Source organism: Aquirufa sp. ROCK-SH2, from assembly GCF_054558315.1.
Genome location: NZ_JBPXKB010000005.1, coordinates 2,501 through 15,052 on the forward strand (window position 1 = coordinate 2,501; position 12,552 = coordinate 15,052).

Sequence of the window (12,552 nt, forward strand, 5' to 3'; positions counted from 1 at the left end):
TAAGCAGAGGAAGAGAAAACAAAAGTGATTCCGTAAGTAGTGGCGAGCGAACGCGGATTAGCCCAAACCAGTGTTGTTGCGGCAAGACTGGGGTTGTAGGACTTCGATATCGATTTTATAAATGAACATGAACTGTCTGGGAAGGCAGGCCGAAGGAGGTGAGAGCCCTGTAATGGTAAGTTTATTAAATTGTAGGAGTATCCTGAGTAGGGGGGGACTGGAGAAATCCCCTTTGAATCTGCCGGCACCATCCGGTAAGGCTAAATACTACCAAGAGACCGATAGTGAACGAGTACTGTGAAGGAAAGGTGAAAAGTACCCTGAGTAAGGGGGTGAAAAGACCCTGAAACCATACGCTTACAAGCGGTCGGAGCCCTTTCGTGGGGTGACGGCGTGCCTTTTGCATAATGAGCCTACGAGTTACTTTCACTGGCGAGGTTAATCACGTAGACGTGAGCAGCCGGAGCGAAAGCGAGTCTGAATAGGGCGCTTAGTCAGTGGGAGTAGACGCGAAACTTTGTGATCTACCCATGAGCAGGTTGAAGCTCCGGTAAAACGGAGTGGAGGACCGAACCAGTTTACGTTGAAAAGTATTTGGATGACTTGTGGGTAGGGGTGAAAGGCCAATCAAACTGAGAAATAGCTCGTACTCCCCGAAATGTTTTTAGGAACAGCCTCGGGGTCAAGTTTTAAGCAGGTAAAGCTACCGATAGGACTAGGGGGAGTCAAATCCTACCAAATCCTGACGAACTCTGAATGGCTTAAAATATACCCGGGAGTGAGGGTTGGGGTGCTAAGGTCCCAATCCGAGAGGGAAAGAACCCAGACCAACAGCTAAGGTCCCAAAATTTTTACTAAGTTGAACTAAGGAAGTCTGATTGCAGTGACAGCCAGGATGTTAGCTTGGAAGCAGCTATTCATTTAAAGAGTGCGTAACAGCTCACTGGTCGAGCGAGGCGGGCATCGATAATAAACGGGCATCAAGTAAAATACCGAAGCTTTGGATTATATTTATATACTGGTAGGGGAGCATTCTGATCTGCGGAGAAGGTGAAGCGACAAGCTTTGCTGGAGCGTTCAGAAAAGCAAATGTAGGCATGAGTAACGATAATGAGGGCGAGAAACCCTCACGCCGAAAGACTAAGGATTCCTCAGCTATGCTAATCAACTGAGGGTTAGTCGGGGGCTAAGGGCCTAGCGAGAGCGACAGCCTAATGCACAACAGGTTAATATTCCTGTACTTACTTAATGGGCAATTAGATGACGGAGAGAATGGGTTACCAGGTACTGACGGAATAGTGCCTTTGAGAGGCGGCAGCAATGCCAAAACGAGTGTAGCGAGTAATCTTCCAAGAAAAGTTTATGCGCATAACTGTTAAGTAACCCGTACCGTAAACCGACACAGGTGGTCGAGAAGAATATTCTAAGGCGCTCGAGTGAATCACGGCTAAGGAACTCGGCAAATTAACCCTGTAACTTCGGGATAAAGGGAGCCACGAGCAATCGTGGCCGCAGAGAAATGGCCCAGGCGACTGTTTAACAAAAACACATGGCTTTGCAAAATCGAAAGATGACGTATAAGGCCTGACACCTGCCCGGTGCTGGAAGGTTAAGGGGGGATGTTAGCTGCAAGGCGAAGCATTGAACTGAAGCCCCAGTAAACGGCGGCCGTAACTATAACGGTCCTAAGGTAGCGAAATTCCTTGTCGGGTAAGTTCCGACCTGCACGAATGGTGTAACGATCTGGGCACTGTCTCAGCCGTGAGCTCGGTGAAATTGTAGTAACGGTGAAGATGCCGTTTACCCGCAACGGGACGGAAAGACCCCATGAACCTTTACTATAGCTTAGCATTGAGTTTTGGTACTGGATGTGTAGGATAGGTGGGAGGCTGTGAGCCGGTGTCGCTAGGCATCGGGGAGCCAACGTTGAAATACCACCCTTCTTGTACTGGAATTCTAATCCGTTAAACGGAGACATTGCTTGGTGGGTAGTTTGACTGGGGTGGTCGCCTCCAAAAGAGTAACGGAGGCTTTCAAAGGTTCCCTCAGCACGCTTGGTAACCGTGCGTAGAGTGCAATAGCAAAAGGGAGCTTGACTGTGAGACCGACAAGTCGATCAGGTACGAAAGTAGGATATAGTGATCCGGTGGTTTAGTATGGAACAGCCATCGCTCAAAGGATAAAAGGTACTCTGGGGATAACAGGCTGATCTCCCCCAAGAGCTCACATCGACGGGGAGGTTTGGCACCTCGATGTCGGCTCGTCACATCCTGGGGCTGGAGAAGGTCCCAAGGGTTCGGCTGTTCGCCGATTAAAGTGGCACGCGAGCTGGGTTCAGAACGTCGTGAGACAGTTCGGTCCCTATCTGTTGTGGGCGTAGGAATATTGACAGGTTCTGACTTTAGTACGAGAGGACCGAGTTGGACTGACCGCTGGTAAATCAGTTGTTCTGCCAAGGGCATAGCTGAGTAGCCACGTCGGGACCAGATAAGCGCTGAAAGCATCTAAGTGCGAAACTGACCTGAAGATGAGTATTCCATGAAGGGTCCGTGTAGACGACACGGTTGATAGGCTACAGATGTAAAGGCAGTAATGTCAAAGTCGAGTAGTACTAATTACCCGAAAGCTTACTATTTTTAAAATAATTGAAATGCTATGACTATTTATTTTTACTCACAATATGGAAAAAGGCTAAGCCTTGCAAGATTTATGGAGCCGATAGGACGGGTGTTCACCTCTTCCCATCTCGAACAGAGAAGTTAAGCCCCGCACCGCTGATGATACTGGGATCAAACCCGGGAAAGTAAGTAAGCTCCAAGTTATTATCTCAAAGCCAATCCAGAAATGGGTTGGCTTTTTTTGTTTGGTAGAGAGAAAAGAGGAAAGAGGAAAAGAGAAAAACCTATTACCTCTTACCTTTTACCTCTTACATCGTACATCCTACATCATTTCATACACCAATTTCTCCTTTTCATCTATTCTATTATACCATTCCACTCTTTTATTATACTTTTGTGCTCGTTAAATTATTGTTGCAACACTGTTGCAAATTTTAGTCTTATTTATTAACTTGCAACACTATTGCAATTATACCGAAGGTATGAAATATTTGGTTTTATTTTTCTTGATTACGATTGCTTTCTCTTGTAAGAAGGTAGGTGATGATTTGGCTCCCATGGATGATAATGAATTAATTACTTCTGTGGAAATCGAATTTGAAAACGAACAGGACAATGATGAATTTACTGTTAAAGCGCTCGATCGTGATGGTGATGGTGTTTTTGAATACATTCAACCAATAGTTTTAGATCGTAATTCTACCTATCATTTAGAGATTTCGGTATTTGACGATTCTAAACCTAATCGTGTTGACGTAACAGAGGGAATAGAAGAAGAAAGTGATGTGCATTTGTTTGTTTATCGTGTTCTCCCAGCTTCTATCGCCAATTTTCATAGTTTGAATAAAGATAAAAATGGACTTGCATTTGGAAGAAAAGCTAAAATAACGACCAAAAATAATCCTTCCAATAAATTGCAAGGTGCAAAATTACAGGTATTATTAAAGCACCAACCTCCTGTGAATGGGAAACCTGTTAAAAATGGTGATGAGGATTTAGGAAGTACAGATATTGATCTATCCTTTGATTTAATGATTAAATAGTACGACTTTGGCAAAAAGAAAAAAAATAGTAAAATTGATGACGATAGAACGAATTGGCATAATTCTTTCTATCGTATGTGCTATACATTGTATGGCTATGCCCTTTTTACTCATTTTTGCACCCATGTTTTTATCATCTTTTGCTTATTCTGATTCAATGGAATGGAGCCTTGTAATTTCTAGTTTTCTTTTAGCTGCTATTCTTCTGTATTTTGACTTTAAAAAACATCAAAAACCTTTACCACTTGTTTTACTTTTAATCGCGATTTTAATAAAAGCTGCTGAATATTTAGTCAATATAAACTCTTTGGATTGGATTTTTGGTATCTTGTTGGGTGTCAGTATTGGATTTGCCTATTGGTTGAATTACCAACATAAATCTACATGTACTTGTAAAATCAAGTCTTAATTCACAGTATAAGTTCTTAATTTTGTATCTTTACGAAATTAGATGATCATCCTTAAACATTTTTTGTGAGTAATTTTCAATCTACTTCCTACGAGCCTGTAATTGGTCTTGAAATTCATGCTCAGTTACAAACTGATTCAAAAATTTTTGCTAGCGATCCTGTTCGATTTGGCCAGGAAGCCAATACGCTTATTTCTGCGATTTCTTTAGGTCACCCAGGTACTTTGCCGAAACTGAATAAGCGTGCGGTTGAATTTGCTATAAAAATGGGATTGGCTTTAGGATCAAAAATTGCTCCTAATCAATACTTTGATCGTAAAAATTATTTTTATCCTGATCTTCCAAAAGGCTATCAAATTACACAAGATAAAACTCCTATTTGTATCGGGGGAGGTATTCATGTCCATTTAAAGGAAGGATCTAAGTATTTGGAGTTTCACCATATTCACATGGAAGAAGATGCGGGGAAATCCTTACATGAAGGGGATAATCCATTTAGTTTTATTGATTATAATCGCGCTGGAACACCATTGATTGAAATGGTTACTGAGCCGAGTATTCATTCTGCTGAAGAAGCTTTTGCTTTGGTATTTGAGATTCGAAAACTTGTTCGTTATATTGGTATTTGTGATGGAAACATGGAAGAGGGCTCATTGCGAGCTGATGTGAATGTTTCTTTGAGAAAAAAAGGATCACAAACTCTTGGTACCAAAGTTGAAATTAAAAACATGAATTCTTTGCGAAATATTCAACGTGCCATCGAACATGAATGTGTTCGACAGGCAGAATTGTTGGATAAAGGAGAAAAAATTATCCAAGAAACAAGGACTTTCGATGCCCATACTGGTCTCACGCATAGCATGAGAGTAAAAGAAACGATGAATGATTATCGTTACTTTCCTGAGCCTGATTTATCTCCATTAACTATTTCGAAAGAATGGATCGAGGAAATTAGGAGTCAAATGCCAATGCTTCCTTGGGAACAAGAAAAACAATTAATTGATCAATATCATTTGCCTAATTACGATGCTCATATTTTAGCTGATTCAAGAGAAATGGCGGAATATTTTCAAAAAGCAGCATCTTTCACAAAGCACTATAAACAATTATCAAATTGGATGTTGGGGCCTGTTAAATCCCACTTAAATGATAAAAATTTATCGATCATTGAGTTTGAAATTACACCAGAGAGATTAGCGGAAATAATTAATTTGGTGGAAGAAAGAGTGATTAACCACAATTTGGCTGTGCATCAATTATTCCCAATTTGTTTATTGGATGCCAATAAATCTATTAGCCAAATTATTGATGAGCAAGGTTGGTCAGCATCACAAGGAGAGGATCAGATTTCCCAATTTATTCAAGAAAGCATCGCTGCATATCCAGAGAAAGTCTTGGAATATCATAAAGGTAAAAAAGGCTTAATTGCCTTGTTTATAGGGGAGGTGATGAAAAAATCGAAAGGAACCGCAGACCCTAAAAAGGTAAATGCCTTAATGATTGAGGCATTGGAAAAATTAAAATAACATGAAAAAATCACTAAGTATATTATTTGTTTTACTCCTCTCAACCTTTGTGTTGACGGCTCAAAATTATCAGATTAAAGTTAAAGTAGGACAAGTAATTCCGAACAAAAAAATTTATTTGGAATTAATTAATGCACGAGGTCAAGCCATAAAAATCGATTCAGTTTTGCCTAATGCTCAGAATGCAGCTTTATTTACTGGTAAAATTGTGGATCAAGGAGGATTTTACTTATTGAATTTTTATGATGTTCCTAATCCACAAAAAGTTCTATTGATTTTGGAAGGCAACGAAACGGTGGAAGTAACCGCCGACGGAATCAATACTCCAGAAAAACAAGGGAATTTTAGTATTCAATCCAAATCGGAGAATATCAAATATATGCTTCAGTTGATGGCAATATCGAAAGAATTGGAAGGGAAAGTGAAAATTTGGAATGAAGAAATTAAAAAAAATCCTTCATCATCTTCTCGAATTCAAACTGAATTTGCAACAGCTCAGCAATCAACTTTGCAAAAAATAAAATCCCTTGTTCCACAAATGGGAAGTAATTTAGTAGCATTATGGGCGACTAATTTTTTGCCTCAAGATACTGAAATGGCAACTTTGGAAGAAATTGGAAATCGATTTCGTCAAAGTAGACCCAACCACCCTCAAGTAAAACCTTTTTTAGAAAATTTGAAACGCTTGAAAGGGGCGAATCAAGGTTCGGAGGCTCCTGAGATTGCACTACCAACACCGACTGGGGAAATATTAGCTTTATCTTCCTTGAAAGGAAAATATGTGTTGATTGATTTCTGGGCAAGCTGGTGTGGACCTTGTCGACAAGAAAATCCCAATGTAGTTAAGACTTATGCCAAATACAAAGACAAAGGATTTGAAATTTTTGGTGTTAGTTTAGACAAAGATAAAGCGGCGTGGTTAAGAGCGATTGAAAACGATAAATTAGTTTGGAAGCATGTTTCTGATCTACAATACTGGAATTCAGTAGGTGCTCAAGCCTATGGTGTTAATTCTATTCCAATGACCTTCTTATTGGATCCTACTGGTAAAATTGTGGCAAAAGGATTACGAGGTCCGGCATTGGAACAATACTTAGCAAATATATTCAAAGACAAATAATTTACAGATGAAAATTGCAATCATAGGCTGTGGAAATATGGGTATGGCTTTTGCCAATTCATTTATTCAATACAATTTGGTACAAAAAGAGAACCTTTTGTTGATTGAAAAAAATAAAGAGCGAGGAGAAGTATTGCAAGAACAAAAATCTGGGATAGTTGTCGATACGATATCGGATAAGATCTCTCATGTGGATTTAATCATTTTATCCGTTAAGCCTCAGGATTATGCGGTTGTAGCGGATGAATTAAAGCAAGTTATTCAGCCCAAACAATTGGTTTTATCTATCATGGCTGGTATTCCTATTGCCACGATCCAACAATCATTGAATCATGCATTAATCATTCGTGCGATGCCCAATACGCCTGCCTTGTTAGGAATGGGTATGACCGCTTTTGCTTCAGCTCCAGAAGTGGGTTTGTCGGATATTCGTAAAGTAGAGAATTTGATTAATTCAACTGGTAGGGCTGTATTTTTGGAAGAAGAAAGTTTGCTGGATGCTGTAACAGGCTTGAGTGGAAGTGGTCCGGCTTATTTCTTTTATTTGATTAAAGCCATGATTGATGCTGGGGTTCAAATGGGATTTGATTCAGCGATGTCGGCTTTATTAGTTAAACAAACCATGTTAGGGTCTTATCATTTGATGCAAACTAGCGATAAATCCTTGGATGAATTGATTCAAAATGTCGCTTCTAAAGGCGGAACTACGGAAGCAGCGTTAAAAACATTCACGGAAAAAGCCGTAGCAGAAGGTTTGCAACAAGGTATTTTCGCAGCCAGGGATAGAGCAGTGGAGTTAGCGAAATAGTAAATTAAATAGCTATCAAAAGATATCTTTTAGTTCTTCCTCGCCCAGTTTCCTAGAAATCGTTTCTCCATTCGGTGAAAAGTTCGGATTTGTACTAGAAAACAATTGTTCTACCAATGACCTTAATTCCTCATTATTTAGTCTTTTTTGTTGGAATTTGATGGCTGATCGATTGGCCATGGCTTGTGCTATTTTTTCAATTCGGTGTTGATGGAATTCGGAAGACTCATTTTTAACTTGTTCCAATATTCCCTCAATTAAATTTTGTCCATCTTCTTCTGCGAGTCCTGCTGGTACTCCTTGTACCCAATACATATTTTCTTGGTCCAAGGATAATTGAAATCCCAAATCAGTAATATCTTCCTTTATCTCTTCTAACAAACTTTTATCTGATGGAGAAATATGTAATATTTTAGGAAAAAGTAATTGTTGGGATACTCCATTTTTCCTTTTCAGATTTTCAATGAATTGATCATAAAGAATTCTTTGGTAGGCTCTTTTTTGATCGATTAACAATAGCCCTTCTGAAATGGTAACGGCTAAATAGCGATTTAAAATTTGTATGACTTGAAAATTATTCGATGTTTGATTATCAAGGCTTGAAAGATTGGCTTTGCTTTGTAAGGTTGTCCCACTTGTATGTTGGTTCAATTGAGATTCAAATAATTGATCTTGTTGAATGGCTGGGGACTGTCGTTCAAAATCATTGATATTGTCTTGCAATCCTTCATATAGCTTTTTCCAAGCGTCTTGAATGGAATGTTTTTTAGCTGGGAAATCTGTTGATTGCTTAAATTGGGAAGAACTTGTATTGAAATTAGTTTTATCTGTTTGAAATTTTGGTATGTGAAAATTCACGTTAGTATCAAAATCCAATGAAGGAATCAAATTGTTGATGCTCAATGTTTTTCTGATCGCCGCTTGAACAATCGCGTAAATAGCCCTTTCGTCGTCGAATTTGATCTCAGTTTTCGTTGGATGGACATTTATGTCAATATGACTTGGATCGATGCTTAGAAACAAAACATAGAAAGGGAAGGCGCCATCTGGGAGTAGTCGTTCATAGGCACTCATCACAGCATGATTGAGGTAGGTGCTTTTGATGAACCGATTGTTGACGAAGAAAAATTGTTCTCCACGTGTTTTTTTAGCATGTTCAGGTTTTCCTACATACCCTTTGATGCTGACATAGCTTGTTTCTTCCTCACAGGCAGCTAATTGTTCACGGTAAGTTTTACCAAAAAGATCTACAATTCTTTTGCCTAATTTTTCTGGGTTAAGTAAATAGGTTTCTTGATCATTTTGGATCAAAGAAAATTTAATATCGGGGTGTGCCAAAGCGATTCGTTGAAATTCATCTAAAATATGACGCATTTCTACGGGATTCGACTTTAGGAAATTTCTTCGGGCAGGTATATTATAAAATAAGTTTTTTACAGTGATGGATGTTCCTAGTGGGCAAGAGATGTTTTCTTGGCTTTTTACTACGGATGCTTCAATTCGGAGTGAAGAACCTAATTCATCATGTTCTCTTTTAGTTTTAAGCTCTACTTGGGCAACAGAAGCAATAGATGCCATTGCTTCACCACGAAATCCCATGGTTTTTATGCTAAATAAATCTTCTGCTTTTTTAATTTTTGAAGTGGCATGTCTTTCGAAGCACATTCTGGCATCTGTTTCAGACATTCCTGAGCCATTATCGATGACTTGAATGGTATTTTTCCCTGCGTCCTTTACGATGAGCTGAATAGAGGTCGCTCCAGCATCGATGGAATTTTCCATCAACTCTTTTACTACGGAAGCAGGTCTTTGAACTACTTCTCCAGCCGCAATTTGGTTGGCAATCGCATCAGGAAGGAGTTGAATCAGATCACGCATGGAATAAATGAGTAATTTTTAAATTAAGTACCAAATAAAGCAAAAAAAAGGGAATGTTGCCATCCCCTTTTTTCGAAAATCGGTAAGTTGATTATTTTAATTCAACTTCAGCACCAGCTTCCTCTAAAGATTTTTTCAAACCTTCAGCCTCATCCTTGCTTACACCTTCTTTAACAGCCTTTGGAGCAGCATCAACTACATCCTTAGCTTCTTTCAAACCTAAACCAGTTAAGTCTTTTACTAATTTAACGATCGCTAATTTGTTAGGACCAGCTGACTTCAAGATAACATCAAAAGATGTTTTCTCTGCAGGAGCATCTCCACCGTCGCCACCAGCTGCAGGACCTGCAACCATTACAGCACCAGCAGCAGCTGGCTCAATACCGTACTCATCCTTAAGGATAGCAGCTAATTCATTTACTTCTTTTACAGTTAAGTTCACTAATTGTTCAGCGAACGCTTTTAAATCTGCCATTTTTTGAAAATTTAATTGTTAAGAATTAATTATTTGTTGAGGATTAAACCTCGTTTAAACTTGAGTAAAAATTATTCTGTGCGCTCAGATAATGTTTTAACAAGGCCAGCCAATTTGTGTTCACCACTCTTAAGAGCTGCAACAACATTTTTAGCGGGCGATTGTAACAATCCGATAACTTCTCCAATCATCTCGTTTTTCGACTTGATGTTTTCTAGAGCGACTAATTGACCTTCGCCAATGTATAAGCCACCTTCGATAGAAGCACCTTTGAATGTAATTTTGTCTTTTCCAGCTTCTTTTTTGAAGTCTTTGATCAATTTTGCTGGAGATTTAGCATCTTCTGGAGAGAAGATAATTCCAGACATTCCTGTCAAAACTTCAGCATTAAATGCTGAATAATCGTTTCCTGTTTTCTCTAAAGCTTTAGCGATTAACGTATTTTTGAAAATACGGAATTCTAAACCTCTTGCGAAACACATTCTACGAAATTGAGTTGCCTCAGCTACCGTTAAACCCGCTGTACTTGCGATGTAGAAGTACGGAGTTGCAGCAAACTTTTCGCCCAACTCATCAATAATTTGATTTTTTTCTTCTCTTGTCATATTACAAACCGCTTACAGTCGACTTATCAATGATGATGCCCGGAGACATTGTCGATGATATGTTGATAGATTTAACATAAGTACCTTTTGCTGAACTAGGCTTTAATTTCATCAATGTATTGATTACTTCTTGCGCATTTTCAACAATTTTCTTCGCATCAAAAGATACCTTACCAATTGAGGTATGGATAATACCAGTTTTGTCAACTTTAAAGTCGATTTTACCAGCTTTTACTTCTTTTACTGCATTTCCTACTTCCAAAGTTACTGTACCAGACTTTGGATTAGGCATTAGTCCACGTGGACCTAACACACGTCCCAAGCGACCTAACTTAGCCATCACAGTTGGCATAGTAATGATTACGTCGATATCGGTCCAACCGCTCTCGATTTTTGCAATGTAATCATCTAATCCTACGTGATCAGCTCCGGCTGCTTTTGCTTCCTCTGCTTTATCGGGAGAACATAATACGAGAACTCGTACGTCTTTCCCGGTTCCATGAGGTAGGGCAACCACGCCACGAACCATTTGGTCTGCTTTGCGGGGGTCTACTCCTAAGCGAACATCGATGTCCACTGAAGAATCGAATTTAGTATAGGAAATTTCCTTCAGAATCTCCGCCGCTTTGTCAAGCGAATACGCTTGCGTTGCATCGTATTTTGAAAGGGCTTCCTTTTTTTTCTTCGTAAGTTTTGCCATTACCTTTAAATTAAATTGTTAATTTCTGATTTTTTGTAAATCAGAACGGTTTTTCACCGGAAACAGTAATACCCATTGATCGGGCCGTTCCAGCAATCATACTCATTGCTGCTTCAATTGTAAAACAATTTAAGTCTGGCATCTTTGTCTCAGCGATTACTCGAACTTGATCCCAAGATACTGAACCAACTTTTTTCAAGTTAGGTTGAGCTGAACCAGATTTAACTTTCGCAGCTTCCAATAACAAAATTGGTGCTGGAGGAGTTTTTACAACGAATTCAAACGATTTATCCGCGAAATAAGTAATTAGGACTGGCAATACTACGCCAGGTTTATCTTGTGTTCTAGCATTAAATTGCTTACAGAACTCCATGATATTTAATCCTTTCGAACCTAAAGCAGGACCGATGGGCGGTGAAGGATTGGCTTGGCCACCTTTGCATTGAAGCTTAACGTAACCAGCTATTTCTTTTGCCATATTAAAACATCGTTTATTAAGTGAATTGGTGGAGTTTCTCTGCCAATAAGGGTGGAAGCTTCCTTATCTGATATGCTCCGTTTGACTTTCCAGCGTAACAAACCTTTCAGTCTATTCCATTAGCCCAACTTGGGTGTCACAGAATCCCGCTTTTAAACGGACTGCAAAATTAGAAGTAATTATTTTAAAAACCAAATGTTTTTATATTATTAAATATTGGGGCAAAAAAAATCCTGTCAATTGCTTTGACAGGATTTTAATTTTTCTAGAATTTGCTTTTATTTCTCTACTTGAGAATAATTTAATTCCAAAGGTGTATTTCTTCCAAAGATTTTCACCATCACATGTAATTTCTTACTGTTTTCATGAATTTCTTCAACTGTTCCTTCAAAAGAAGCAAAAGGCCCGTCGATTACTCGAACAATTTCACCTTTTACAAATGTTACTGATTCTAATTCTTCTACCGCTGCTGATTCATCCACTTTACCTAAGATACGATTTACTTCAGCTTGACTCAAAGGCATTGGTTTTTTTACCATTACTTTTACCTTTTTTGTTTTACCTCCTTCTATCTTAGTTTCTTCTTGCTCTTCGTTAGTTGTTTGTAAAAAACCGATTACACCTGGTGTCGAAGTCAAAATATGACTCACCTCTCCAGCTAAATCCGCTTCTACCATGATATAACCAGGGAACAAGTTTTTTTCACGAATGACTTTTTTCCCTTTACGGATTTCGTAAATTTTTTCGGTAGGAATCAATATTTGGGGAACAGAATCTAACACACCTTGGCGAGTTAATTCGTTCTCCATATAAGTTTTTACTTTTTTCTCTTGTCCTGAAATTGCTCTCAAAACATACCATTTAGTCTCTGCCATGGGAATTTGATCTTTTA

At 38.9% G+C, this 12,552-nt stretch carries 11 protein-coding genes and 2 rRNA genes (1 of these 13 running past the window's edge); 7 read left to right on the top strand and 6 right to left on the bottom strand.

The annotated features are described in order from the left end of the window. From V7S79_RS10720 to proC, 7 genes are all read left to right on the top strand, one after another. Nucleotides 1-2,635, top strand: a 23S ribosomal RNA gene (locus V7S79_RS10720) (it extends 196 nt beyond the left edge of the window). A 73-nt stretch (nt 2,636-2,708) separates the two neighbouring features. Next, nucleotides 2,709-2,820 (top strand): 5S ribosomal RNA (gene rrf, locus V7S79_RS10725). Nucleotides 2,821-3,100: 280 nt separating this feature from the next. Continuing rightward, on the top strand, nt 3,101-3,661 hold the full coding sequence (locus V7S79_RS10730; RefSeq protein ID WP_459490589.1) for a hypothetical protein: 561 nt from the start codon (nt 3,101-3,103) through the stop codon (nt 3,659-3,661). A 7-nt stretch (nt 3,662-3,668) separates the two neighbouring features. Then, the gene (locus tag V7S79_RS10735) at nt 3,669-4,070 is read left to right on the top strand and encodes a MerC domain-containing protein (RefSeq protein WP_459490590.1); all 402 of its coding nucleotides are present in this window, start codon (nt 3,669-3,671) and stop codon (nt 4,068-4,070) included. Nucleotides 4,071-4,135: 65 nt separating this feature from the next. Next, on the top strand, nt 4,136-5,596 hold the full coding sequence (gene gatB, locus V7S79_RS10740; RefSeq protein ID WP_459490591.1) for an Asp-tRNA(Asn)/Glu-tRNA(Gln) amidotransferase subunit GatB: 1,461 nt from the start codon (nt 4,136-4,138) through the stop codon (nt 5,594-5,596). Between the two features lies 1 nt (nt 5,597). Next, the gene (locus V7S79_RS10745; RefSeq protein ID WP_459490592.1) at nt 5,598-6,716 is read left to right on the top strand and encodes a peroxiredoxin family protein; all 1,119 of its coding nucleotides are present in this window, start codon (nt 5,598-5,600) and stop codon (nt 6,714-6,716) included. Between the two features lie 7 nt (nt 6,717-6,723). Then, nucleotides 6,724-7,524 (top strand): pyrroline-5-carboxylate reductase, encoded by an 801-nt coding sequence (proC, locus tag V7S79_RS10750; RefSeq protein WP_459490593.1) that lies wholly within the window; start codon nt 6,724-6,726, stop codon nt 7,522-7,524. Nucleotides 7,525-7,539: 15 nt separating this feature from the next. Here proC and mutL read toward each other — a convergent pair whose 3' ends face one another. The 6 genes from mutL to nusG all read right to left on the bottom strand — a co-directional run bounded on the left by mutL (nt 7,540) and on the right by nusG (nt 12,535). Continuing rightward, nucleotides 7,540-9,402, bottom strand: a complete 1,863-nt coding sequence (mutL, locus tag V7S79_RS10755; RefSeq protein ID WP_459490594.1) for a DNA mismatch repair endonuclease MutL — start codon at nt 9,400-9,402, stop codon at nt 7,540-7,542. Nucleotides 9,403-9,493: 91 nt separating this feature from the next. After that, nucleotides 9,494-9,877 (bottom strand): 50S ribosomal protein L7/L12, encoded by a 384-nt coding sequence (gene rplL, locus V7S79_RS10760; RefSeq protein WP_459490595.1) that lies wholly within the window; start codon nt 9,875-9,877, stop codon nt 9,494-9,496. Nucleotides 9,878-9,948: 71 nt separating this feature from the next. Next, nucleotides 9,949-10,482: a 50S ribosomal protein L10 gene (gene rplJ / locus V7S79_RS10765; RefSeq protein ID WP_459490596.1), complete on the bottom strand. Its 534-nt coding sequence runs from the start codon at nt 10,480-10,482 to the stop codon at nt 9,949-9,951. Nucleotide 10,483: 1 nt separating this feature from the next. After that, nucleotides 10,484-11,182, bottom strand: coding sequence for a 50S ribosomal protein L1 (gene rplA / locus V7S79_RS10770; protein ID WP_459490597.1), 699 nt, complete (start codon nt 11,180-11,182; stop codon nt 10,484-10,486). Between the two features lie 40 nt (nt 11,183-11,222). Then, nucleotides 11,223-11,660 (bottom strand): 50S ribosomal protein L11, encoded by a 438-nt coding sequence (gene rplK, locus V7S79_RS10775; protein WP_459490598.1) that lies wholly within the window; start codon nt 11,658-11,660, stop codon nt 11,223-11,225. Between the two features lie 278 nt (nt 11,661-11,938). After that, nucleotides 11,939-12,535 carry a transcription termination/antitermination protein NusG gene (gene nusG, locus V7S79_RS10780; RefSeq protein WP_459490599.1) on the bottom strand — a complete coding sequence of 199 codons (597 nt, stop codon included), beginning with the start codon at nt 12,533-12,535 and terminating at the stop codon, nt 11,939-11,941. Between the last annotated feature and the right edge of the window lie 17 nt (nt 12,536-12,552).

Excerpts from the sequence above, each read along its gene's own strand:
- V7S79_RS10730 (WP_459490589.1), top strand. The coding sequence starts at position 3,101 with ATGAAATATTTGGTTTTATTTTTCTTGATTACGATTGCTTTCTCTTGT.
- V7S79_RS10745 (WP_459490592.1), top strand. The coding sequence starts at position 5,598 with ATGAAAAAATCACTAAGTATATTATTTGTTTTACTCCTCTCAACCTTT.
- proC (WP_459490593.1), top strand. The coding sequence starts at position 6,724 with ATGAAAATTGCAATCATAGGCTGTGGAAATATGGGTATGGCTTTTGCC.
- mutL (WP_459490594.1), bottom strand. The coding sequence starts at position 9,402 with ATGCGTGATCTGATTCAACTCCTTCCTGATGCGATTGCCAACCAAATT.
- rplL (WP_459490595.1), bottom strand. The coding sequence starts at position 9,877 with ATGGCAGATTTAAAAGCGTTCGCTGAACAATTAGTGAACTTAACTGTA.
- rplJ (WP_459490596.1), bottom strand. The coding sequence starts at position 10,482 with ATGACAAGAGAAGAAAAAAATCAAATTATTGATGAGTTGGGCGAAAAG.
- rplA (WP_459490597.1), bottom strand. The coding sequence starts at position 11,182 with ATGGCAAAACTTACGAAGAAAAAAAAGGAAGCCCTTTCAAAATACGAT.
- rplK (WP_459490598.1), bottom strand. The coding sequence starts at position 11,660 with ATGGCAAAAGAAATAGCTGGTTACGTTAAGCTTCAATGCAAAGGTGGC.
- nusG (WP_459490599.1), bottom strand. The coding sequence starts at position 12,535 with ATGGCAGAGACTAAATGGTATGTTTTGAGAGCAATTTCAGGACAAGAG.